Below are 24,019 nucleotides of genomic sequence, written 5' to 3' on the forward strand. Positions count from 1 at the left end.
TTGCCTCGCTTCCTGGAAGTGTAGGTGAGGCTTTGGGACCCTCCATGCAATGGCCCGAGTGTTTTGCGTGACGCGCCCAACTCACCGGAATAGCCGTGCCTGCAAAACCGCTGATCGACCACGATACCATTTACCTTCTCCTCGACGAGATGGCCGAGCTCGGATATTCGAGTGCGGAAGTCGACATCATGTTGGTGCGGCAAGGGGCCGTGGATCTGGATGTTCTTCGGGAATGCAAGAGCAATCATCCGGCTTTCAACGGTGCTACCCGAAAGAAGCTGCGCCTTTTGCGCTTCAGGCGCTAACAGGCAAAGCGTCAGGCATTTCCCGTTTCAGTCAAGATGCCCCACCAGAACCCGTACCTGCCTGTATGACACCGAAACCTTGCCTACGTCTCCGTGGACGCGGATCACTCGGCGAGGGGGTGGACAAAAGAGAATGCGGCCGGGCCTCTAGTGGCACAGCCGCATTCCTTTCGGTTGTGGAGAGGCCCGGTGGCGGAGAGGCTCAATCCTGGGTGCTGTTTGCCGCCACCGTGGCATCGGTCTGATATTTGGCGAGGGCCCCTTCATAGCCGAACAGGGCGGCTGCCACACTCGCTGCGGTCGTTTCCGCCAGCGCTGCCTTTGATGCTGGCCTGAAGGCCTCTTTCACCAGAGAGGAGACCTGGACTTCACGAGAGGCGGAATCGAGCAAATGCCAATAGACCCGTACCTCATCCGCCTCCAGCTGAACGCTGGTCAGCAGTTCGTATACGTCACTTTCCGGCCCATACATCGACCTGACCCCGGAGACCACGCTTTCAAGCTTTTCATGCGGGCGTACGCCGACGGAGCGGATGGCCCTTTCCCTGCCGACATTCAGCCAAATAGCATCGTTGAGCATCTCCGCGAACTGGTTGGCGTCAGCGTTTGCCTGGCTGGTTCTCGCGGTGTCGAGCACGAGCACTGCAGCCGTCCCGCGATCAGCGCGGGTTGGCGTATCCAGCCAGAGCGGTGCTGTCGCTGTCAGCAAGAGGGCGAAGGCCGTAGCCAGTCCCGCTCCCGCTAGCAGCGAATGCGATCTGGAAAAATGATGCGGAGCAAGTGCAGCGAACGGATTCATTGGGCCGCGTTTTTCGAAGATCGGAACGTAGGCGCCCAGCGGTATGGATATGTGGATCGGGTCCGACTTGCCGGGGCCGGCATAGTATTCACGCAGAGATTTCCGCAGTTGCCCCGCGGCGATCCTGACAATCGGGTCCACTGTCGCATCGAAACTGGCGTCCCTTCCGAAAACGTCCACCGCAATCGTAAACGCCTTTATTCGGTCTGCCCGTCCCGCGAGCGTTTCCTCCACCACAAAGCGCAGGAAGCGTCTGTTGCGGTCGGATGCCCTGAACTCCGAATTCCGAAGCAGCGCCTCCAGGACTGCTGTCTGCTCTTCTTTGGTTCCACCTCCTTCTGATGATGTGGCCTTCAATTCCTCCTTTCCTTCATGTGTCGTCACCCCGTTCCTGTGTGTTTCAGCCTGGTATTTCTGCAGCATTGTCTCTCGCTTTTCGCAAGTTTGGAGAGCCGTGGGCTCGACTGAAGCGCGATGCGCCCGGCTCTCCTCAATCTGTGTCTTCGTTGTGTACGCAACAGGAGCGCCAGTCGGTCCTTCGGCAAACGGCAGAAATCTCCAGAAACCGGAGATTGCCGTTGGAAAGCGAAGCCAGCCCATCGCAATCGGCGGCCCTTTCCGTAAGGGCCGGTGGCTCTGGCTCGAACAGACAGCACAAGGAACGCAAAACTGATTAGAATTTTCGTGGGCGATACGGTTATCGCCTACGCTTCAAACAAGCATTCTGCTAGGCTTATGAACAAGTAAGCCTCGCGCCGAAGGGATTGCACACGCCACATTTACCCGAGCGTTCCCGGGGCATTTCAAGTGACGACAAGACAGGCGGATGTCGAGCCATTGCCGCCGCGCGACAAGCAGAACCGTTAACGCATGGCCGCAGAAGCACAACAGCGAGAGGGGAGCGGTTGAAATGAATGGACCCTGTAAAGAATGGCGCGCCCGAAAGGATTCGAACCTCTGACCCCCAGATTCGTAGTCTGGTGCTCTATCCAGCTGAGCTACGGGCGCGTGGTCGCCTGAGCGACCGTCGAAGCGGTCATCGCTGCCGCCGACCGCGGTTAACTAGCGAGTGCGGCGCAGAATTGCAAGCGCTATTGAAGGAATTTTCTCGATATCTGCACAGGCTGTCCTGCCGCACTGCCAATGCCTCAGACCGGCGGGAGCGCTTCGGGGATGCTGATGGCGAAAACCGTATGCCCCCCAATGCTTTCCACCAGTTCCAAAGCCCCGCCATGTGCTCTCACAAGTTCCTGGGCGATCGCCAGGCCAAGCCCTGTTCCACCACTCTTGGCAGAGCCGCGAAACGGAGCGAACAGGTTCTCACGCGCCTTTTGCGGCAGGCCGGGCCCGGTGTCGCTCACATAAATGCGTGCGGCACGACCCGAGCGTTCGGCAGAGACCGTCAGACGCTTGACAACGGACGGGTCGTTGTCGCCGGCCATTGCCTGCACGGCATTTCTGCACAGGTTTGAAAGCACGCGGAAAAGATGCTCAGAATCGGCGCTGACCTCGAAGTCCCGATCCACCGCATTGGCAAATTCGATCTGGCTGTCGGCTTCAAGAGGCAGAACGTTGCGCACCTCTTCGACCAGCGCATGCAGGCGCAACCGGCGGCGACTGGGCGGCGCCTCCTGTGTCCGGCCGTAATTCAGGACACCCTCCGAATAGGTCACGGCGCGGTCGAGGGTGCGCAACAGGCGAGGTGTGAGGGTTTTCACGGCCGGGTCGTCAATCGTGCTCAACCGGTCGGAGATGAGATGCGCGGAAGCCAGCATGTTGCGCATGTCATGGTTGATCTTGGAGACGGCGAGCCCGAGATCGGCCAGGCGTTTCTGCTCACCCAGCGTTTTCTGCAGGGCCGTCTGCATGCGCGCGAGTTCGCGCTCGGCCACACCGATCTCGTCGCCACGCACCTCTGGCGTAATGATTCGGCGCGGATCGTCGGGCGCTGCGGCGAAGGACAGCATGGACTGCGTCATGCCGCGAATGGGGCGGATCATGATCCGGTTGATGGCATAAAAGACCAGCGTCGCGGTGAAGAGTGAAATGATCAGCGAGAGAAACGCCACATTACGCGCATAGGTCAGCATTGCATTCCTGAGATCCGTATCGGGTATCAGGATTTCAAAAATCTTGCCCGTGTCGCCCACCTTTCCGAAGATGCGAAAAACGCGATCACCGCCGAAGAACAGCGTGGAGAAGGTTTGGGCGATTGCGTCAGGCGGCGTTATTGCATCGACGTCGATGTGCTCGTCCACCGCCGGGGGCATGTCGGTAACGACCAGAATCCGCGAAACGTCGGCATCGCGCACGGCAATCGCCTTCACCCCCGTTGCCATAAGGAGTTCGTCACGGATATCGGGCGCAAGGGCCTCATCCTCGCCTTCCATGAGAATGATGCTGACGGCGGCTGCGTTCTCCAGCCGCTGTTGCATCCACTGCATCCCGAAATTGGCCACCGAAGGAATGAAAATCAGCACTTCGGCGATCATCACAAATAGCACGGTCAGCACCAGAAGCTTGGTCGAAAGCCCGCGCGTGAGCGGAACGGAGCCCGTCTCATGCGGATGTTCGCTGATGTCGCCCGCTATTTTCTCTGCCATCGCTCAGCGTTTTCCGGGGCCGCTTCCGGCTGTTGTTCTCACGCAGCCCAAAGCATTAATTAGCCGAAACGGCGCAGAAACCGCACTACCGCGCGGACCAGAGGCTTGCGTGTCGCTTCCGTGAAATACGTGATCGCGGCCCGTTTGCCAATCTCGGTCATGGTTGGGTAGGGGGCCACGTATCCGGCGATATCACGCACACCGAGTTTTCGAGAGATCGCGAGCGCCCAGAAATTGATCATCTCGCCTGCATTGGCACCCACGATGGATGCGCCGAGAATGCGGCCTTTGCGATCGGTTACGAGCTTGATCAGCCCCTCTGTCTTGCGTTCAGCCTGCGCGCGGTCATTCTCGGCATAGGGCCAGCGCAAAACGCTGATATTGCGATGGTTTTTGCGTGCTTCGCTCTCGGTCAGTCCCACATGAGCGATTTCGGGATCTGTGTAGGTGGCCCAGGGGATGATGGCGCGATTCTCGCGGGCAGGGAGGCGAAAGAGCAGGGCGCGGATCACCAGTCCGGCGTGATAGCCGGCCACATGGGTAAACTGGAGCCCACCCGCCACGTCGCCAATCGCGTAGACGCGGCGATTGCTGGTGCGCAGTTTGCTGGAAATCTTGATGCCACGCCGGTCGTGCTCGATTCCGGCTCGGTCAAGCTTCAGCGACGCGATATTGGGTGTGCGGCCTGCGGCAATCAGAAGATGGGAGCCATCGATGCTGTGGTTTCCATCTGCATCTTCGAGGTGTACGCGCACGCCCGAGCGCCCACGCTTCTCAACCCGCGTCACCTTTGTGTGCTCGAGCACGTTAACGCCTTCGGAGCGGATGTTTTGCAGTGCAATGGCGGTCAGTTCGGGGTCGTCTTTACCCAGCGCGGTCAGCGCTTCCACAACGGTCACCTCACTGCCCAGGCGACAGTGCGCCTGCGCCAGCTCCATGCCGATGGGGCCACCGCCGACAATGATGAGATGTGCGGGCCTGCGGGTCTGGGAGAAAATCGTCTCATTGGTAAGGAATGGAACATCCTCAAGGCCGGCTATGGGGGGAACGAGCGGCGATGATCCTGTAGCAATGACGAAGCGACGGGCGCGGATCTCGTGACTGCCGGCGATCACCGTACGATGATCCTTGAAGGAAGCTTCTTCCTGGATCACCTGCACACCCAGTGCAGTAAACCGCTCAACGGAATCGTTGGGCGCTATCGCGGCGATGGTCGCTTCCACATGCTTCATCACCTGGCGGAAGTTGACATCCGCCTCGGTGGGGGCGATGCCGAAGGCCGCGCCGCTTTCCATCAGGTGGGCCTGCTTGCCGGCGGCGATCAGCGCTTTGGAGGGCACACAGCCATAATTAAGGCAGTCGCCACCCATCTTGCCCCGCTCGACAAGCACAACGGGTACACCAAAGGCGGCTGCGGCGGCTGCGACGCTCAGGCCGCCGGAGCCAGCTCCGATCACGCAGATATCGGGAGTGAGAAGGGTCATTCAGGCAATCTCTTGGTTGTTGGCAATCAGGCGACCGGCGCAGTTTTTTCACCGCCACCGGTATGGCGGCGACCAGCGCCAGCGCGGCAAAGGCGAAGGTGAGTTGCGGCGTTACCAGATCGCCGAGTGTCACCTCGCGTCCGGCTTCGGCTGCGGCAACAATCACGCTGTCCAGCCCGTGGCCGAGATAGGCATAGGCGAAGGTGCCTGGCAGAATGCCGAGAAAGGTGGCCGTTGCATAGGTGCGCAACGGTACATTGAACAGTGCCGGCGCGATGTTGACGACCCAGAACGGGAACACCGGGGCGAGCCTCAGCACCAGGAGATAGTTGAAGGCGTCCTCCTCGAACCCCTTCGCCATGCGCGACACGCGACCGCCGATTTTCTGCGCCAAAACACCCGAAAGTGCACCGCGGGCCGCCAGAAAGACCGCCGAGGCACCGATGGTGGCCGCAATCGCCACAAGCGCGCCGCCGAGAAGCCATCCGAAGAGGAAGCCAGCAAACAGCGTCAGTATGGAAGCGGCAGGAAAGGAGAAAGCGACGGCCGTGGCGTAAAGAACCGCAAAGCCGAGGGGCGCTAACAACGGGTTTTGCACGACAAAGCCACGTAAAAAGCCGCGGCTTTCGGAAAGGAACTCGAGCGACAGATATTGATGCAGCCCGAGGCCGTAACCACCGGCAAGGCCTGCGAACACGATCAACAGTGGAAGAAAGCGCTTCACAGGCGAGGGCTTTGCATTCGCGTGATGATCATTTCCGGTTGTCTGCATCATCGTCATCTTTCAAGGTCTCCGCCGCCGCTTATCCATTTTGGTGCAGCAACAGGCCGTACATGCGTGTTGCGACCTGTCCGTGCAACGAAAGATGCGTTGCCTCACCGCCTTTTGAGCCGCGGTCGCATCGATATCACCGAACCGTGAATGGCACAGACAACAAAAAGCCCGCTCGAAAGCGGGCTTTCAGGAGGGGCAGGGTTTGCGTCAGGCTTTTGCCCGTTCCAGCGAGAGAGCGCCGGGCCCAAAGGCAGCAAGCACGAGAAGGCCGCCAGCCATAGAGAGGTTCTTCATGAACATGATGCTCTGCATCTGATCTGCAAAGTCGAAATGAGCGATGACACCGGAAGCGACGCTGAAAAGCGCGAGGAGAATTGCCGCGATGCGCGTCTGAAAACCGACGACGATGGCAAGGCCGCCAACGAGCTCGAGGAGGGCGACGATCCAGGCCGTCACGATCGGCAGGGGCAGGCCCATGCTGCCGAAATAGCCGGCGGTGCCACCGATATTGGTGATCTTACCGAAACCGGAGACGATGAAGATGACCGCGATCAGTATCCGGCCGACGAGAACGAGTGCATTCTGGGACATTGCTGGGTTTCCTGTGAGAAGTGATTTTCTTCGGTCAGGCATATACCGCGGAGAATTGTGTAGAAAAACTGCCCCATTGGTTACACTGTGTCGTCAAAACAAGAGACAATAAACGAAATCCAGCGGCCTGAAGGAAGTCCTTCTCCGGGCCGCTGGGTGCTCTGAAATGTAACGGTCAGGCCGGCGCGATCATTTTTTCCGGGCGCACAAGCCGGTCATAATCCTCTTCGGAGACAAGACCGCTCCTGAGTGCTTCCTCACGCAGCGTGGTGCCGTTCTTGTGTGCCGCCTTGGCAATGGCTGCTGCGTTGTCATAGCCGATCGCCGGTGCGAGCGCAGTCACCAGCATCAGCGAGCGCTGCATGAGGTCGGCGATACGGGTCTCGTCCGCCTCGATGCCCTTTACGCAATTGTCGGCGAAGGAGCGCATCGCATCGGTCAGAATGCGGATCGACTGCAGGACGGCATTGGCGACAACCGGCTTGAACACGTTGAGCTCGAAATGACCCTGGCTGGCGGCGATGCTGACGGTCGTCTGGTTGCCCATCACCTGGGTGGCGACCATGGTCAGCGCTTCGGCCTGCGTCGGGTTGACCTTGCCCGGCATGATAGAGGAGCCCGGCTCGTTTTCCGGCAGCTTCAGTTCGCCAAGGCCCGAACGCGGGCCTGAGCCCAGAAAACGGATGTCGTTGGCAATTTTGAAGAGATCGGCGGCAAGCGCATTCAGCATGCCGTGGAAGGCGTTCAGCGCACCATGGCTGGCAAGCGCCTCGAACTTGTTTTCGGCGGTGCGGAAGGGCAGGCCGGTGATCGTAGCGACCTTTGCGGCGAACGCCTTGTCGAACCCGACCGGTGCGTTGAGGCCCGTGCCGACTGCAGTGCCGCCCTGTGCGAGCGCGTAGACGTCGTTCAGGCTCTCTTCGATGCGCCTGGCACCCAGTTTGAGGGCCGCCACATAACCCGAAAACTCCTGGCCAAGCGTGAGCGGTGTGGCATCCTGCGTATGGGTGCGGCCGATCTTGACGATACCGTCAAACGCCTGGGCTTTCTCTTCCAGCGCCTCGGTCAGATACTGCAGCGCCGGCAAAAGCTCTTCAGCCGCCTCGCGGCCGGCCGCGATATGCATGGCGGTGGGGAAAGTGTCGTTGGAGGATTGCCCCATATTGACGTGATCATTGGGGTGGACCGGCTTCTTGGAACCCATTTCGCCACCCAGGATCTCGATGGCCCGGTTGGAGATCACCTCATTGGTGTTCATGTTGGACTGGGTGCCGGAACCGGTTTGCCAGACGGAGAGCGGAAAATGATCGTCGAGCTTTCCGGCAACAACTTCCTTGGCCGCCTCGATCATTGCTTCGCCGATCTTCCGGTCAAGTTTGCCCATTTCCAGGTTCGCCTCTGCGGCAGCCTGCTTGACGATGCCGAGCGCCCGCACCAGGGGAACGGGCATCTTCTCCGTGCCGATCTTGAAATTGCCCAGAGACCGTTGAGTCTGCGCGCCCCAATAGCGGTCTGCAGCAACCTCCAGAGGGCCGAATGTATCTGTCTCGGTGCGGGTCTTGGACATGCGATCGTGCTCCCTTGTCATTTCGCGCGTCGGGCAGTGGAGACGGCTTGAACAGGCCTGCTGCTTCTACCCGAAAAGTGCTGCCGTTTAATGGCGCGGGCGAGGGGATTTGGCAATAGGTTGCGCATCATGACCCTGGTCGTACAGGCTCGTTCGAAAAACTGTTCATTGCACTCCTTTCCGGCATTGAACTATCACAGGCGATATGGAGCGCCGTCTGCCATCGGCTCGCCAATTCGACGAAAACTGTCTTTCCGGGGGGTAGCGTGTTCAAAGGTTTGGCAAATGCACAGGCGATGCGGACCGCAGGGCCCCCGTTCGCCGCGGCAGTGTTGATCGCAGCAGAACATTTCGGCCTCGTACAAGAAACCGACATACTCTTTTCTGCGCTGGCCGGACTGTTTCTCGTGGCGACCGTGTTTTCATCGGTGCATTTCGCCGAGGTTATCTCCGTGCGCATAGGCCAGCCCTTCGGCTCGGTGCTGCTGGCGATCGCCGTTACCGTGATCGAAGCTTCCCTCATCATTTCGATGATGCTTTCGCCCTCGGAGGGGGATCCGACGGTGGCGCGGGACACGGTATTCTCCACAGTCATGCTGGTTCTGAATGGTGTTGTCGGTCTCTGCCTCCTCGCCGGGGGGCTACGTCATCATCAGCAATCGTTCCAAAGCCAGGGAGCGGTCGCTGCCTTCAGCGTCCTGGGTACCCTCGCAACGCTGACGCTGATTCTGCCCAATTTCACCCTGGCCGTTGAAGGACCGTATTATTCGACCGTTCAACTGATCTTCGTGACGGTCGTTTCGCTCTTGCTCTACGGGCTGTTCCTGTTTGTCCAGACCGTGCGCCACCGGGGAGATTTTCTGGACATTGCGGCAGCCGATACAGCTCTCCATAGAAAGCCTGGCGGTGGAGAAACCGCCTGGGCCGGTCTCATGCTGGCCATATCGCTGCTGATGGTCATTGTTCTGGCCGAGGCCCTGGCTCCCGGTATCGAGAAGGGGGTGTCGGCGGTTGGGCTGGCGGAGTCTTTTGTCGGATTGGTCATCGCCGCCGTGGTGCTGTTGCCTGAGGGCGTGACGGCGCTGCGCGCTGCCGCCTCCAACCGGCTTCAAACGAGCATGAACGTGGCAACCGGTTCTGCATTGGCCAGTGTCGGTCTGTCGATTCCCACGATCGCCATTGCCTCGCTTGTTCTCGGTGAGCCGATCACGCTCGGGCTCGATCCGGAGCACATTGTGCTTCTGGTCCTGTCGCTCTTCGTCGGCATGCTGACCTTGGCCACGGGGCGCACCACCATTATGCAGGGTGCGGTCCATCTGGTGGTGTTCTTCTGCTTTCTGCTTCTGGCTGCGGTTCCCTGACCAGACCCGATGATATCAATCCATGAAAAAGGGCGCTCCCGAAAGGAGCGCCCTCAATTTTCAAGCGATGCGTGGCTGGCTTAGAAGCCCATGCCACCCATGCCGCCCATGCCACCCATGTCGGGAGCACCGGCCGGAGCATCCTTCTTCGGAAGCTCGGCGACCATGGCTTCGGTGGTGACGAGCAGGCCGGCAACCGAAGCGGCGTCCTGCAGCGCGGTGCGGACAACCTTCATCGGGTCGACGATGCCCATGGCGATCATGTCGCCATATTCACCGGTCTGGGCGTTGTAGCCGAAGGTGACACCCTCATTCTCGAGGATCTTGCCGGCAACGATCGAAGCCTCGGCGCCCGCATTCGTGGCGATCTGGCGAACCGGAGCCTGAATGGCGCGGCGGATGATGTTGATGCCGGCGTCCTGATCGGGATTGTCGCCTTTCGCCTTGATCTGGGCAGAAGCACGCAGAAGCGCGGTGCCACCACCAGGCACGATGCCTTCTTCCACAGCAGCGCGGGTTGCGTTAAGCGCGTCGTCGACGCGGTCCTTGCGCTCCTTCACTTCCACTTCGGTGGAGCCACCGACGCGGATCACGGCAACGCCGCCAGCGAGCTTGGCAAGACGCTCCTGCAGCTTCTCGCGGTCGTAATCGGAAGAAGTCTCTTCGATCTGCTGCTTGATCTGGGCAACGCGGCCTTCGATCTCGGACTTCTGGCCTGCACCGTCGACGATGGTGGTGTTCTCTTTGGTGATGGACACCTTCTTCGCACGGCCGAGCATGTCGAGCGTGACGTTCTCAAGCTTGATGCCGAGGTCTTCGGAGATGACCTGGCCGCCGGTGAGGATAGCGATGTCCTCAAGCATGGCCTTGCGGCGATCGCCGAAGCCCGGAGCCTTGACGGCAGCGATCTTCAGACCACCGCGCAGCTTGTTGACGACGAGCGTGGCGAGAGCCTCGCCTTCCACGTCCTCGGCAATGATGAGGAGCGGTTTGGAAGACTGAACCACCGATTCCAGAACCGGCAGCATGGCCTGCAGGTTGGAAAGCTTCTTCTCGTGGAGCAGGATATATGCATCCTCGAGCTCGGCGACCATCTTCTCCGGGTTCGTGACGAAGTACGGGGAGAGATAGCCGCGGTCGAACTGCATGCCCTCGACCACTTCGAGCTCGGTCTCGGCGGTCTTGGCTTCCTCGACGGTGATGACACCCTCGTTGCCGACCTTCTGCATGGCCTCGGCGATCATCTCGCCGATTTCCTTCTCACCATTCGCGGAGATCGTGCCGACCTGGGCAACCTCTGCGGAGGTGTTGATCTTCTTGGTGGAAGAGGAGAGGTACTCGACGACGTCGGCAACAGCCTTGTCGATGCCGCGCTTCAGATCCATCGGGTTCATGCCGGCGGCAACGGCCTTGGCGCCTTCCTGAACGATCGCCTGGGCCAGAACCGTGGCGGTCGTGGTGCCGTCACCGGCGATGTCGTTGGTCTTGGAAGCGACCTCGCGCACCATCTGTGCGCCCATGTTCTCGAACTTGTCCTCAAGCTCGATTTCCTTCGCGACCGTTACACCGTCCTTGGTGATGCGCGGTGCGCCGAAGGACTTGTCGATGACGACGTTGCGGCCTTTCGGGCCGAGGGTCACCTTCACCGCATCGGCGAGGATGTTCACACCCTTGAGCATGCGCTCACGCGCGTCGCGGGAGAATTTTACGTCTTTTGCAGCCATATTTCTCTAGCTCCTGAGCTTCTTGAGAAACTCTGTTACCGTTTTGATGTGGTGGCGTGGGATCAGCCGATGACGCCCATGATGTCGGATTCCTTCATGATCAGGAGATCCTCGCCATTGAGCTTGACTTCGGTGCCCGACCACTTGCCGAAGAGCACGCGGTCGCCAGCCTTGACGTCCAGCGGGACGAGCTTGCCCGCCTCGTCGCGCGCGCCGGAACCGACTGCTACGATTTCGCCTTCCTGCGGCTTCTCTTTGGCGGTGTCGGGAATGATGATGCCACCTGCCGTCTTTTCTTCAGACTCGACCCGGCGGACGACCACACGGTCATGAAGCGGGCGAAAGTTCGTGTTGGCCATGTTCTCTGAACCCTTGATTCGGATGATGAATTAGGCTTTTCCTCCGTCCGGCGGGTGCCGGACTTGTCGTTAGCACTCGCCTGAGGAGAGTGCTAACGTGACTTTGAGATAGTGAGCGCCCATTTCGGAGTCAAGATTTTCGTGCAGCGAACAGCGCACATTTTTTTGCCGTGGCCGCCAGATTTCCGTGATTGCCGATGAAAAGCTGCCCCGGTTTCAGCTGGGTCTGATGAAAGCCTGCCGCTTCGTTTCAACCGCAGCGCGGCAACAGCAGCCCTCGATATGATCGTTGACGAGCCCCATCGCCTGCATGAAGGCATAGACAGTCGTGGGTCCCACGAAAGACCAGCCCCGCTTCTTCAGGTCCTTTGAAATACGGGTGGATATGGCGGTGGTCGGATTGGCCGTCAGTGTTTTGTAGTCGACGGGGTCAGGGCGCTCGTGCGGTTGCGGCTCGTGGCGCCAGAAATAGCGCGCGAGCGATCCTTCCTGCTCGCACAATTCGATTGCGCGTTGAGCATTGTTGATGGTGGAACGGATTTTGCCGCCATGGCGTACAATCCCCGCATTGCCGAGAAGACGGTCCACATCCTTTTCGGTAAATCGCGCCACACGCTCGAAATCGAAACCGTCGAAAGCCTCGCGGAAGTTCTCCCGCTTGCGCAGGATGGTTAGCCAGGAGAGCCCCGACTGAAATCCCTCAAGACAGATTTTCTCGAAAAGCCGGTGATCGTCCGACACCGGATGCCCCCACTCATTGTCATGATAGTCGAGATAATCCGGCAACTCACCGGGCCAGAAGCAGCGGGTCTTGCCATCGGAACCCACGATCAGGCCGGTTTTTTCTTCGCTCATATGTCCAAACTTCCTTGGTTAATGTCAAATCAGCCGGGTTTAGCGATATGTTCACCAGCTTTTTGAACGCGCCGGTAACCACACCAGATGGTTTTTTTGAAACATGGCATTTTACGGAAGCTGATTCACTATTCGGTTGCAGCTTCGAGTCAGCATCCTGACACGGTCAGGCGCATAAGGTGCGTTTGCCCTTCGCCGCCGCCCGGTCTCGAATCTGGTTTCGAGAACGTGTGGTCTGTTTGATCTGTGACGAATGGTAGAGAGAAGTTTATCATGAAGTCGATGTTGTTTGCGGCCGGCATTGTGACCGCGCTGCTTTCTTCCTGGGGGGCGCTGGCCCAGGATCGATATGTGGAACCGCCGCCGGTTCTCGTCAGTCCTGACCTTTCCGCTCCCTGGGTGATGCAGTTGCGCCGCGCGCCGGTGCGAGGGCAGCATCGCGTCGAGCAGCCTACGGAATATCAGGCTTACCAACGCGCTCGAAACGCGCACGGTCGCAACAGCGCGCGTCGGGATTACCGGCCTCGTCATCAGATGCAGCCCCGCCCCACCCCACAGGCACAGCCCACGCAGAGGGTCTCGTTCGTACCGCGGGCGCGTGAGCCGTTCCCCCTGAATGAACGCTCCTGGCGGATGAGTGATCCCAAATGGCTGCCGCAGGTCGTTGACTACGAGACCGATCAGGCTCCCGGCACGATTATCGTCGATACCAGCCAGCGCTTCTTGTTCCTGGTCATGAAGGGAGGCAAGGCGAAGCGCTACGGCGTTGGTGTCGGCAAGGAAGGGTTTGGCTGGACCGGGACGGAAAAGATCACCAACAAGCGCAAATGGCCGTCCTGGCACCCGCCCGAGGAAATGATTGAACGCGAGAAAGCGAAGGGCCGGATCCTGCCGGTAAAGATGGAGGGTGGCCCAGCCAACCCTCTCGGGGCGCGCGCCCTGTATCTTGGATCGACTCTCTATCGTATCCACGGCACCAATGCGCCCTGGACCATCGGTCGCGCGGTGTCTTCCGGTTGCATCCGGATGCGCAACGAGGATGTGGTTGACCTTTATGATCGTACCCCGGTCGGCACCAAAGTGGTGGTGAAGTGACCGGATGAGCGGGGGATGCCCGGCAGGGGGACTGCCGGGTAAAACGGAGAAGGGCGATGCTTGGGGGAGCATCGCCCTTTTCTCATTCCGCGGCGGCCATCGACGGCGCCTGTCGTTTTTCGGTTGCCACTATATCGGGTAGAGCTGTGGGCTTCGGCCCGCCAAAGGCCCAGTCGAGCAGCTCCACGGTATGCACGATAGGGGTATTCGTGCCTGATCTGATCTGGGTCATGCAGCCGATATTGCCGGTGGCAATGAGCGCTGCCGCGGTCGCATCGATGTTTTTGACCTTGCGATCACGCAGGCGCGCTGCGATTTCCGGCTGCAGAATGTTGTAGGTGCCGGCCGAGCCGCAGCACAAATGTCCCTCGCGCGGCTCACGCACCACAAACCCGGCCCTGTGCAGCAGTTCGCGTGGTTCGCGGCTGATCTTTTGGCCGTGCTGCATGGAACACGCGGAGTGATAGGCAACCGTTATGCCTGGTTCGACAACCGGCTCCGGCAGATCGAGCGTTGCAAGATATTCCGTGATGTCCCTGGCAAGTGCAGCCACCCGGGCCGCCTTCCCGGCATAGTCAGGATCAAGCCGCAGCATGTGGCCATAATCCTTGACCGTGGTGCCGCATCCCGACGCTGTGATGATGATGGCGTCCAGCCCACCATTCTCGATTTCGCGCATCCAGGCATCCACGTTGCGTCGCGCGGCTTCCAGCGCCGGGTCTTCCTTGCCCATGTGGTGTACCAGTGCCCCGCAGCAGCCTTCGCCCTCCGGGTTCTGCACGGTTTCGATCCCGAGCCGGGCGAGAAGCCGAACCGTCGCGGCATTGATACCCGGATCGAGCACGGATTGGGCACATCCCGTCAGCAGCGCGACACGCCCGCGCTTGGCCACTGCAAGGCTCACGCGCTCGTTTGCCGCATGGGGCAGACTGTCGGGCGCAAGCTCGAGCATCGCGGCAACAGGGCGCAAGGCTGGAATTTTGCGGAACAGGCCGGAAAACGGGCGTCCGACGCGGGCGAGTTTCAGAGCTGCGCGGAAACGGCCGGGATAGGGCAGAATTTGCGCCAGCACCGATCGCACCAGGCGATCGAGTAATGGTCTGCGATAGGTCTTTTCTATATGCGCGCGGGCGTGATCGACGAGATGCATGTAATTCACGCCCGAAGGGCACGTGGTCATGCAGGCGAGGCAGGAAAGGCAGCGGTCGACATGGGTGACAGTCTCCCGGTCTGCCGCCCTGCCGTTTTCCAGCATGTCCTTGATGAGATAGATACGCCCGCGCGGGCTGTCGAGCTCATTGCCGAGCGTCACATAGGTTGGGCAGGTGGCCGTGCAGAAGCCGCAATGCACGCATTTGCGCAGGATCGATTCCGCCTCCGCAATCTGCGGATCGGAAAGCTGCTCTGAAGTGAAATTGGTCTGCACGGCGCCTCTTCTAGATCAGCCAGCTTTGCGGGTTCTTGATGGGCTCTCTGCGTCCAACGGCCTGCAGGCCGATCACGCACCGCACAACGGCCCATATGGCGAGGGCGATCATCAGCAGAAAGCCGATGCCGACAATCATCAACAATGCCGAGACGAAACCGAGCAGCAGGCCGATCCAGAACGTGCGAATTGCCCAGGTATAGTGCGTCTCGAGCCAGCCGCTGACCTTGCCTCGATTCATGTAGGCAAGGACGATGCCCACCAGGGCGGATATGCCGATGACGAAACCTACCAGATAAAGGATATAGATGACTTGAATGTTGGTTGGCCCAGGCTCGAGCCAGCCATCGGTCTTGCGGGTTTCATCGGGTTGATTCTGCATATCACTCATGGGTTTGCCCTCTGTTGTTCCGGCGGCAATCTATCACGGCTTCAAGCGAATGCCATGCGTGCGGGGTTCAATAGACCTTTGGGGTCAAATTGCTCCTTCAGGCGCGAGGAGAGGGCGGCAAGAGCGGGCGGTTGGGGCTCGAAGACAGGCGTTGCTGCACGCACGGCAAGCGGTGCACGCACCAGTGTCGCGTGCCCGCCTCCAAGATGAGCGATCATCTTTCGCAGAATTTCCGCCTCGGGGTCGGCTTCCATCCGCATCCAGATCAGCCCCCCCTGCCAGTCGTAATAGACATTGGCGCCGGCCGCCCGGCGGAAGGCGTCGACAAGCTCGTGGCCGCGCGACGGCGTGACCGAAACGCGCCATACCGGCGCCGGCGTACCGTCGGCAAAGGGATGACAGTCGCGAATTTCGCGCCAGAGCCTCCGCGAAAGCGTTTTCTCAATTGTTTCGGCGCTTCCGTAGTCATGCAGGAGCCGTGACAGGAGATCGATCCGATAGGCGACGGAAGGGCCGAAACCCTCCACCCGCAGCACGGTCTGGCTGCCACCGGAAAACCCGCCGCTGATAAAGCGGCCCACCACGCCTTCGGGCAGGTGCGCGGCACCCGAAACCTCGGCGCTCGATCCCATGGCGATGGCCATGGCCTGTGTTGCCGTCGCATCGTCCAGTCCGGCGATGGAGAATGTTGTCTCCGTCTCGGCTGCCGGCAGCACCTTCATGGTGATGTCGGTTGCCACCGCCAGCGTACCCCATGAGCCCGCGAGCCCCTTGGAAAGATCGTAGCCGGTGACGTTTTTCACCACGCGCCCGCCCGACTTGAAGCTCTCGCCACGGCCAGAAACCGCGTGAATACCAAGCACGTGATCCCGCGCGGCTCCGGCCTTCAGTCGTCGGGGACCCGACAAATTGGCCGCAAGCAGCCCGCCCAGCGTGCCGCGCTCCGGTTCCCCGCCAAGCAACGGGCCGTAATCCATGGGTTCGAAGGCAAACTCCTGATTGTGCTCGCGCAGAAGCGTCTCGATTTCGGAAACTGGCGTTCCCGCACGGGCAGAGAGCACCAGTTCTTCCGGCTCATAAAGCGTGATGCCGGCCAGTCTCGACAGATCGAGCGTGTGCTCGGTCTGGAGCGGTTGACCGATGCCGCGCTTCGAACCGTGGCCGAAAATTTCGAGCGGGGTTTCTTCAGAAACCGCCCACTGGATGGTTTCCAGAACCTCTTCAGCGGTGTTGGGAAGGAATTCGGTCACGATGTCTCATTCTCATTAAGGAAGCTGTGTCCGCGTGGGGAGAGCCGGTAACCAACGTCCAGGCTTTCGGTCAGTCCAAGCTCCTTCAGTTTGCGTACATCGCGCTTGAAGCCAAGCTTCTCCATATCCAATCTGGCGGCGAGCTCGGCGGCTGCAGTCGCAGGGTTTTCCGCGATCAGGGAGAGGACGTGAAGATGATGCCCTTCGTGCCGGGCGGCCCGGTCCCAGCGCCTGAATCGGTCCTGAATTGTCTGGCGTTCGTGGGCAGAGAGCTTGGACGCGGCGCGCAGTGCAACTCTGCGGTCAGCCTCGATTCCGTTAAGTTCGATGCGGAAAAGCAGACGTTCCGCGCTGTCGCGCAAGCTGCCCTTCAGTTCGGAAAGCGAGGTAAAACCGGCACGGCGTGCGCATTCATCATCCAGCGAGGCTTCATCGAAAGCTTCGACGCGTCCGATACGGACTTCGCCCAGAGCCGTGCGAAGTCGGGTGCCAGCTTTCACGGTGGGGCGCTTCCAGCGGCGAAAGGCAAGGGTAACCTCGCCGCGCGCGATGCCTTCGAGTATGGCGCGTTTGAACAGCACGTTCAAAACCGCTCCAGCTCGGGAAACGGCACCTGACCGCGATGAATGTGCATCCGGCCAAGTTCGGCGCAGCGGTGTAGTTGCGGGAACACTTTGCCGGGATTGAGCAGGTGGTTCGGATCGAAAGCGCATTTCACGCGGATCTGCTGGTTCAGATCGTCTTCGGTGAACATTTCAGGCATCAGGTCGCGCTTTTCCACGCCCACCCCATGCTCCCCGGTCAGAACGCCGCCCACTTCCACGCACAGACGCAGAATGTCGGCGCCGAAATCCTCGGCCTTTTCCAGCTCGCCCGGCTTGTTCGCATCATAAAGAATGAGCGGATGGAGATTGCCGTCGCCGGCATGAAACACGTTGGCGACGCGCAGCCCGTATTTTTCCGAGAGCGCGCGCATACCGGCCAGAACACGTGGCAATTGCTTGCGCGGGATGGTGCCATCCATGCAGTAATAGTCTGGCGAAATGCGTCCCACCGCCGGGAAGGCGGCCTTGCGCCCGGCCCAGAACACGGCGCGTTCTTCATCCGATGTCGAGGCCCGGCTGGTGGTGGCGCCGTTCCGGCGCGCGATTGCCTCAACCCGATCGATCAGATGGTCGACCTCGGCCTGCGGCCCGTCCAGTTCAACGATCAGCAGAGCCTCCACGTCGAGCGGATAGCCGGCATGAACGAAATCCTCCGCAGCGCGGATGGCAGGGCCGTCCATCATTTCCATGCCGCCTGGAATGATGCCCGCACCGATGATCTCGGCAACGCACTGGCCCGCTTCCTCGCTCGATGGAAAGCCGATCAACAGGGCGCGCGCCGTCTCCGGCTTCTGCAAGATGCGCACGGTCACCTCGGTCACCACGCCAAGCAGGCCTTCCGAGCCGGTCATCAGGCCCAGCAAATCATAGCCTTCGGCGTCCAGATGTCTGCCGCCGAGCCGGATGACATCGCCATTCATCAGCACCATCTCGATGCCCAGAACATTGTTGGCGGTGAGCCCGTATTTCAGGCAGTGCACGCCACCGGAATTCTCAGCCACATTGCCGCCGATGGAGCAGGCGATCTGCGACGAGGGGTCGGGCGCATAATAAAAGCCCTCCTGCTCGACTGCATGGGTGATGCCCAGATTGGTGACGCCTGGCTGCGCGACCACGGCACGGTTCGGATAGTCGATGTCGAGGATGCGGTTGAAGCGGCTCATCACCAGGAGTACTGCGTCTTCGAGTGGCAGCGCACCGCCGGAAAGCGAGGTGCCCGAGCCGCGCGGTACGACGCGGATATCTCGCTCATGGCAATATTTCAGGATGCGTGACACCTGCGCCGTCGTTTCAGGCAAGACGACGACTAGCGGCATCTGGCGATAGGCGGTCAACCCGTCGCTCTCGAAGGCGCGCATTTCGTTTTCCGTGTCCACCACGCCTTCACCGGGAACGATGATGCGCATGTCGGCGACGATATCGGCGCGTTTCTTCAGGGTTGCCGCATTGGCCTGCGGCATTTTCAGGCCGGACATCAGAACTCCCTCACTGGTTCAATCTGTTTACCAGTGTATTCGCAGTTCTGTAAATGCTGCTTGGAAAGCGGGCCTGCGTCAATCCGCCTCGGTGCCGGTAATGGTGTCCTCGCGGGCATGGTGGCGGCGGATGCGGCGCACCAGAAGCCAGATGCACAGAACGGCTACGGGGACGGCGGCCGCGGTGATCACCTCGCTAGACAGACCGGGCAGGGCGGGTTTTGCCCCTTTGGCCACATAGCCCACCAGCCCCACCACATAGTAGGAGATGGCGGCCACGGAGAGGCCTTCGACCGTCTGTTGCAGGCGCAATTGCAGCTGTGCGCGGCGGTTCATCGAGGCGAGCAGGTCGCGGTTCTGCCGTTCCACTTCCACGTCCACCCAGCTTCTGAGCAGGTTTGCCGCACGCGTGAGCTTGCGCGATAGATTGGCCTGGCGTTCTTCCACCGAACGGCAGGTGCGCATGGCGGGTGCCACGCGGCGCTGCAGAAACGCCGTCCATGTTTCATAACCCGCCATGGGTGCCTCGTTCAGCATTTCCAGCCGCTCCTCGACAATACCGTGATAGGCGCGACTTGCGCCAAAACGATAGAGGCTGGCGGCGGCATCGGCCTCCAGATCGGCTGCGAGCTCCGTCAATTCACTCAAAAGGGCGTGACTGTCGTGCTTCTCGCGCTGGCGCATGCGTGCTGTCAGTGCCGCGAGCTGATCTTCCATGCGCCGCAGACGCGGCGAAAGGGATTGCGCCAGCGGCAGGCCGAGCATGGCAAGCGTGCGGTAGGTTTCGATGTCGATCAGGCGCTGCGAGAGGGCGCCGATACGGGCCGGCGCCAGATCCTTTTCAAGGATGAGAATCCGGGTTAGCCCGTCGCCATCCTGCCGGAAGTCGGTGGCAACGGCGGCGCGTCCACCCTCAACCACCGAATAGCCCAGGCTTGCCGGATCGAACGCGCGGATCAGCTTTTCCGTCGCGCTCGTCCATTTGCGGATCTCCACCCGCGTGCCCGATATGGCGGTGCCGGGCGGGCTGAAACCATTACCGAAGGGCGATTCTTCGAGCGGTTTTCCGGTGCGCGGCGAGATAGGGCAGTCCCATTGATAGCTGGAAAACTCTGTATGCCTTTCCCAGCGTAGCGTCCCCTTTCCCCATTTCATAGTGTGGTGGCGCGCATTGGCCTGTGGTGGCGCGACACCGAGCCTGCGCGAAAGATCGGCAAGCACGGCCTGGTCGACCGCAGAGCCGCCTTCGGTCATGAAGGAGAGCTGGATGATCAGTCGTGGCGCTTCCAGAAGGGCATGGGGCCGCGCATGCACTTCACCCAGCGCTCCTGCGCGCCCGTCATGGGCCGGGAACCCCATGACGCTGCCGGTCACCAGGGTTGTGAAAGGCTTTTCTTGTGTCTTGTCTGCGTCAGTCGCGACAAGCAGTTCCCCATTATTCTGGCTCATTGTGCCTTGCCGTCTGCATCAGGATGGACCTTTCCCGAGTATGCTATCGGCTTTGCGCGGGGTGCAATGCATGAAGACGGTTGGCTGCCGCGCTGATCATTGGGCAAATAAATTGACCAGTTCTGCAAACTCGCGCTAGTCTAAGGCTACAGATGCAGGAATGACGGGAACGGCAAAGGCCGGTGGAAGCAGTCTTCTCCAGAATTGAGCATGCCCGCACGGCGGACGGCGTTGTCCGGCAGATCGAGACGCTGATCCTCGAAGGCGTTCTGCGCGATGGTGACCGCTTGCCCGGTGAGCGTGATCTCGCCCGCCAGCTGGATATCTCCCGCCCCATCCTGCGAGAGGCTCTGAAAACGCTAGAGGAGCGCGGCCTGATCACCACCCGCCACGGCGGCGGAACCTATGTGGCCGACATTATCGGTCAGGTGTTCACCAAGCCCGTGCGTGAACTGATCGCCACGCACCGCAAGGCCACCGCCGATTATCTGGAATATCGCCGCGAGATGGAGGCCGTCGCCGCCGAGTTCGCGGCCAGGCGCGCAACGCCGGAAGATCTCGTTCTGCTCAACGGTATCATGTCGCGGATGGACGAGGCCCACGCTGCGGAGGATTTCGAGGCGGAAGCGGCCTGCGACGTGGAGTTTCACAATGCGGTTGGCGAATGCGCGCACAATATCGTGCTGCTGCACACGCTGCGTGCCTGTTACCGGCTTCTGGCCGATGGTGTCTTTCTCAACCGGGCCCGCATCTATGAACTGCCCGATGCGCGTGACACGCTCCTTGCCCAGCACCGCGCGATCCATGCGGCAATTGCCGCCGGCGACCCTGAAGCGGCCCGGGCGGCTGCGATCGCGCATATCGATTTTGTCGAAAAGGCTACCTTTCACGCCGAACGCACGGACGACTGGCAGCGCATCTCGCGTCTCCGGCTTCATCAGCGCGGCGGGGAGACCATGCAGCAATGAGCGAGCGAACCGGCTCTGCCGAGAATTTCAAGCCAGCGAAAGAAGAACCGTTGAAAGAAGAAAGCACCTCACCCAAGCGCGTCGGCCTTTTCGTCACCTGCCTGGTGGACCTGTTCCGGCCGAGCGTTGGTTTTGCCGCCGTCAAGCTGCTGGAGGAGGCGGGCTGCACCGTCGAGGTGCCCATGGCGCAGACCTGCTGCGGCCAGCCAGCCTATAATTCCGGCGACCGGGAAGATGCTGCAGCCATAGCGCGCCAGACCATGGAGGCTTTCGAGGAGTTCGACTATGTCGTTGCGCCATCGGGCTCATGCGCGGGCATGCTCAAGAAGCATTACCCGTCGCTTCTGAAGGGAACACCCTTCGAAGCGCGCGCCGAGGCTTTTTCCGGTCGTGTGCACGAGTTGGTGAGCTTTCTGGTGGATGTGCTGGGCGTGACAGGGGTGCCGGCCCGCCATGAGGGCAGTGTCACCTATCACGATTCCTGCTCCGGCCTGCGCGAGCTTGGCATTGAAAAGCAGCCGCGAAAGCTCCTGTCATCGGTGGAGGGGCTGGAACTCAGGGAAATGCAGAATTCCGATGTCTGCTGCGGCTTCGGCGGCACGTTCTGCGTGAAATATCCCGACATTTCCAACAAGATCGTCGAGGAAAAGACGGCGAGCATCGAAAAAGCAGGGGCGGCTACGCTGCTCGCGGGTGATCTCGGCTGCCTCATGAACATGGCTGGCAAGCTGCATCGGCAGGGCAGCAGTGTCGAAGTTCGCCATGTGGCCGAGGTTCTTGCCGGCATGACCGACAAGCCGGCTATAGGCGGGGGAGGGCGCTGATGGAAATCCAGTCTCCACAGTTCAGGGAAAAAGCGCGCAAGGCGATTGCCGATGAGCAATTGCAGCGCGCCATGGGCAAAGCGAAGATCGGTTTCGTCGGCAAGCGAAAGAAGGCGGTCGACGCACTGCCGGAGTTCGAGGATCTTCGCTCTTCGGCCCGTGCGATCAAGGATCACACGCTCGAACATCTCGATCTCTATCTGGAAGCCTATGAGCGCAAGGTGATTGCCTCGGGTGGCCAGGTGCACTGGGCCGAAACGGCCGAGGATGCCCGACAGGCGGTTCTCGGTATCTGCCGCGCGGCGGGCGCACGTACCGTCACCAAGGGCAAGTCGATGATCACCGAGGAGATCGCGCTCAACGATTTCCTTGAGAAGGAAGGTGTCCGTCCGGTCGAAACCGATCTCGGCGAGTACATCATCCAGCTGCGCGGCGAGCATCCAAGCCACATCATCGGCCCGGCCCTGCATTTGAACAAGGAACAGGTAGAGGAGGATTTTCGCCGCGTTCATACCGAGCTCCCGGCCGGGCGTGATCTCTCGCAGCCCGAATCCCTTCTCGGTGAAGCACGGCACATCCTGCGCCCGCAATACTTTCAGGCCGATGTGGGCATCACCGGCGCGAATTTCCTTGTCGCCGAAACGGGCACCTCAATCATCGTCACCAATGAGGGCAATGGCGATCTCACGCAGACCCTGCCGCGCGTCCATATCGTCGTTGCGTCCATCGAAAAGGTCGTACCGACGCTGGAGGATGCGAGCCAGATCCTGCGTGTGCTGGCCCGCTCGGCAACCGGTCAGGACATGAGCGTCTACACCACGCTCTCCACCGGTCCACGCCGCCCGGGTGATCCCGACGGTCCGGACGAATATCACGTCATCCTGCTCGACAATGGCCGCTCTTCCATGCTCGGCACGGAGTTTCACGAGATGCTGCGCTGCATCCGCTGCGGCGCGTGCATGAACCATTGTCCCGTCTATCATGCTGTCGGCGGTCATGCCTATGGCTGGGTCTATCCGGGACCGATGGGCTCGGTGCTGACGCCTTCGCTGGTCGGCGTCGACAAGGCGGGGCACCTGCCCAACGCCTCCACCTTCTGCGGGCGCTGCGAATCCGTCTGTCCCATGCAGATCCCGCTGCCGCGCATGATGCGGCACTGGCGCGAGCGTGAGTTCGAGCGCGGGCTCAATCCGGCGACGCAGCGTTTCGGTCTCGGTTTCTGGGCCTTCTTCGCCCGCCGGCCAGGGCTCTATCGTCTTGCCACGTCGATGGCGATTCCGGCGCTTTCCGGCCTTGCAGGGCGGGAGCGGTGGTTCCGGTCGCTGCCCTTTGCCGGCGGCTGGACGCGCCACCGCGATCTTCCAGCGCCTGAGAGCCGCACCTTCATGCAGCAGTGGCGTGATCGCGAGGCCCTGAAACAGAGAGGGAAGATGGCATGAGCGGTCGCGAGGCAATCCTGGGAAAGCTGCGGGCGGCAGCGTCCGTTTCCACCGACGACGGTGCACGGCGCGAAGCCGTTGAAAAGCGCCTTGCAAAGACGCCGCGCGGGCTCATTCCGGCCCGCGGACAGGTGGAAGGTAAGGAGCGCATTGCTCTTTTCTGTCGCATGGCGGAGGCCGTTACGGCCACGGTGGAGCGGGTTAAAACCGCCGATGATGTACCGAAATCTGTGACCCATTATCTACGCTCGAAGAATCTGGCCCCCTCCGTTCGCATGGGAGACGACAGGCGTCTGAAGCGCATGGACTGGGCAAGTCAGAAGTCGCTTGAGGTGAAACGCGGACGGGCCGAACCTGAAGATGAAGTCGGCGTGAGTCACGCATTCGCCGCCGTTGCTGAAACGGGCACGGTCGCTCTGCCATCGGGCAAGGACAATCCGACCACCGTCAACTTCGTGCCCGATCACCACATCATCGTCATTGACGCGAAGGACATTGCCGGTGATCTTGAAACGGTGATTTCCCGCCTCAGGCGCAAATATGGCAGAGGTGACATGCCAAGACTGCTGAACCTCATCACCGGGCCATCGCGCTCCGGCGACATCGAGCAGACCATGCTGCTCGGGGCGCACGGGCCGCGCGCGCTGCATCTCATCGTCGTAGACGGGTGAGGG

The 24,019-nt window shown here is 60.7% G+C and carries 22 protein-coding genes and 1 tRNA gene; 7 read left to right on the forward strand and 16 right to left on the reverse strand.

Features of this window, described 5'->3' with window-relative positions; all coding sequences use genetic code 11:
* Positions 1-95: 95 nt before the first annotated feature.
* The gene (locus HF949_RS06730) at positions 96-305 is read left to right on the forward strand and encodes a hypothetical protein (protein WP_292899258.1); all 210 of its coding nucleotides are present in this window, start codon (positions 96-98) and stop codon (positions 303-305) included.
* A 202-nt stretch (positions 306-507) separates the two neighbouring features.
* On the opposite strand, the gene HF949_RS06735 is transcribed toward HF949_RS06730, so the two are convergent.
* The 7 genes from HF949_RS06735 to fumC form a co-directional block, all read right to left on the reverse strand.
* Entirely contained in the window at positions 508-1,527 is a 1,020-nt protein-coding gene (locus HF949_RS06735; protein ID WP_292899260.1) for a hypothetical protein, read from the reverse strand.
* Between the two features lie 508 nt (positions 1,528-2,035).
* Positions 2,036-2,112 (reverse strand) — tRNA-Arg (locus HF949_RS06740).
* A 140-nt stretch (positions 2,113-2,252) separates the two neighbouring features.
* Positions 2,253-3,707 carry a sensor histidine kinase gene (locus HF949_RS06745; protein WP_292899262.1) on the reverse strand — a complete coding sequence of 485 codons (1,455 nt, stop codon included), beginning with the start codon at positions 3,705-3,707 and terminating at the stop codon, positions 2,253-2,255.
* A 59-nt stretch (positions 3,708-3,766) separates the two neighbouring features.
* Positions 3,767-5,164 (reverse strand): dihydrolipoyl dehydrogenase family protein, encoded by a 1,398-nt coding sequence (locus tag HF949_RS06750; RefSeq protein ID WP_292900041.1) that lies wholly within the window; start codon positions 5,162-5,164, stop codon positions 3,767-3,769.
* Entirely contained in the window at positions 5,058-5,972 is a 915-nt protein-coding gene (locus tag HF949_RS06755) for a TVP38/TMEM64 family protein (protein ID WP_292899264.1), read from the reverse strand. Before HF949_RS06755 ends, HF949_RS06750 begins: the two co-directional genes overlap by 107 nt.
* 201 nt (positions 5,973-6,173) lie before the next feature.
* Positions 6,174-6,557 (reverse strand): DoxX family protein, encoded by a 384-nt coding sequence (locus HF949_RS06760; protein ID WP_292899266.1) that lies wholly within the window; start codon positions 6,555-6,557, stop codon positions 6,174-6,176.
* A gap of 175 nt (positions 6,558-6,732) precedes the next feature.
* Complete coding sequence (fumC, locus tag HF949_RS06765; protein ID WP_292899268.1) at positions 6,733-8,124, reverse strand: class II fumarate hydratase; 1,392 nt, start codon at positions 8,122-8,124, stop codon at positions 6,733-6,735.
* Between the two features lie 296 nt (positions 8,125-8,420).
* On the opposite strand from fumC, the gene HF949_RS06770 reads away from it, so the two are divergent.
* Positions 8,421-9,485 carry a calcium:proton antiporter gene (locus HF949_RS06770; protein ID WP_404934995.1) on the forward strand — a complete coding sequence of 355 codons (1,065 nt, stop codon included), beginning with the start codon at positions 8,421-8,423 and terminating at the stop codon, positions 9,483-9,485.
* An 80-nt stretch (positions 9,486-9,565) separates the two neighbouring features.
* On the opposite strand, the gene groL is transcribed toward HF949_RS06770, so the two are convergent.
* From groL to HF949_RS06785, 3 genes are all read right to left on the reverse strand, one after another.
* Positions 9,566-11,209 (reverse strand): chaperonin GroEL, encoded by a 1,644-nt coding sequence (gene groL / locus HF949_RS06775; protein WP_292899272.1) that lies wholly within the window; start codon positions 11,207-11,209, stop codon positions 9,566-9,568.
* 62 nt (positions 11,210-11,271) lie between these two features.
* The gene (gene groES, locus HF949_RS06780; RefSeq protein WP_007009707.1) at positions 11,272-11,568 is read right to left on the reverse strand and encodes a co-chaperone GroES; all 297 of its coding nucleotides are present in this window, start codon (positions 11,566-11,568) and stop codon (positions 11,272-11,274) included.
* Positions 11,569-11,784: 216 nt separating this feature from the next.
* Positions 11,785-12,423 carry a DNA-3-methyladenine glycosylase I gene (locus tag HF949_RS06785; RefSeq protein WP_292899273.1) on the reverse strand — a complete coding sequence of 213 codons (639 nt, stop codon included), beginning with the start codon at positions 12,421-12,423 and terminating at the stop codon, positions 11,785-11,787.
* A 273-nt stretch (positions 12,424-12,696) separates the two neighbouring features.
* Between HF949_RS06785 and HF949_RS06790 the strand changes: the two genes are divergently transcribed.
* Complete coding sequence (locus tag HF949_RS06790) at positions 12,697-13,518, forward strand: L,D-transpeptidase (protein WP_292899274.1); 822 nt, start codon at positions 12,697-12,699, stop codon at positions 13,516-13,518.
* An 82-nt stretch (positions 13,519-13,600) separates the two neighbouring features.
* Here HF949_RS06790 and glcF read toward each other — a convergent pair whose 3' ends face one another.
* The 6 genes from glcF to HF949_RS06820 form a co-directional block, all read right to left on the reverse strand.
* Positions 13,601-14,944 (reverse strand): glycolate oxidase subunit GlcF, encoded by a 1,344-nt coding sequence (gene glcF, locus HF949_RS06795; RefSeq protein WP_292899276.1) that lies wholly within the window; start codon positions 14,942-14,944, stop codon positions 13,601-13,603.
* Between the two features lie 10 nt (positions 14,945-14,954).
* A complete protein-coding gene (locus HF949_RS06800) occupies positions 14,955-15,335 on the reverse strand; it encodes a DUF4870 family protein (protein ID WP_292899278.1) in 381 nt (126 codons plus the stop codon).
* 41 nt (positions 15,336-15,376) lie between these two features.
* The gene (locus HF949_RS06805) at positions 15,377-16,585 is read right to left on the reverse strand and encodes an FAD-binding protein (RefSeq protein WP_292899280.1); all 1,209 of its coding nucleotides are present in this window, start codon (positions 16,583-16,585) and stop codon (positions 15,377-15,379) included.
* Positions 16,582-17,166 carry an ASCH domain-containing protein gene (locus tag HF949_RS06810; RefSeq protein ID WP_292899282.1) on the reverse strand — a complete coding sequence of 195 codons (585 nt, stop codon included), beginning with the start codon at positions 17,164-17,166 and terminating at the stop codon, positions 16,582-16,584. Before HF949_RS06810 ends, HF949_RS06805 begins: the two co-directional genes overlap by 4 nt.
* Positions 17,167-17,168: 2 nt before the next feature.
* Entirely contained in the window at positions 17,169-18,665 is a 1,497-nt protein-coding gene (locus HF949_RS06815; RefSeq protein ID WP_292899283.1) for an FAD-linked oxidase C-terminal domain-containing protein, read from the reverse strand.
* 78 nt (positions 18,666-18,743) lie between these two features.
* The gene (locus tag HF949_RS06820) at positions 18,744-20,024 is read right to left on the reverse strand and encodes a DUF3422 family protein (protein WP_292900043.1); all 1,281 of its coding nucleotides are present in this window, start codon (positions 20,022-20,024) and stop codon (positions 18,744-18,746) included.
* Positions 20,025-20,296: 272 nt separating this feature from the next.
* Between HF949_RS06820 and HF949_RS06825 the strand changes: the two genes are divergently transcribed.
* The 4 genes from HF949_RS06825 to HF949_RS06840 are packed head-to-tail and all read left to right on the forward strand — an operon-like array spanning position 20,297 to position 24,016.
* Positions 20,297-21,082 (forward strand): FCD domain-containing protein, encoded by a 786-nt coding sequence (locus HF949_RS06825; RefSeq protein ID WP_292899285.1) that lies wholly within the window; start codon positions 20,297-20,299, stop codon positions 21,080-21,082.
* 50 nt (positions 21,083-21,132) lie between these two features.
* Positions 21,133-21,906: a (Fe-S)-binding protein gene (locus HF949_RS06830; RefSeq protein WP_441338402.1), complete on the forward strand. Its 774-nt coding sequence runs from the start codon at positions 21,133-21,135 to the stop codon at positions 21,904-21,906.
* On the forward strand, positions 21,906-23,345 hold the full coding sequence (locus HF949_RS06835) for a LutB/LldF family L-lactate oxidation iron-sulfur protein (RefSeq protein WP_292899289.1): 1,440 nt from the start codon (positions 21,906-21,908) through the stop codon (positions 23,343-23,345). The genes HF949_RS06830 and HF949_RS06835 overlap by 1 nt, the downstream gene beginning before the upstream one ends.
* Complete coding sequence (locus HF949_RS06840; RefSeq protein WP_292899291.1) at positions 23,342-24,016, forward strand: LutC/YkgG family protein; 675 nt, start codon at positions 23,342-23,344, stop codon at positions 24,014-24,016. Before HF949_RS06835 ends, HF949_RS06840 begins: the two co-directional genes overlap by 4 nt.
* The last annotated feature ends 3 nt before the right edge of the window (positions 24,017-24,019 follow it).

Source organism: Nitratireductor sp. (genome assembly GCF_017794765.1).
Classification (GTDB): domain Bacteria; phylum Pseudomonadota; class Alphaproteobacteria; order Rhizobiales; family Rhizobiaceae; genus Nitratireductor.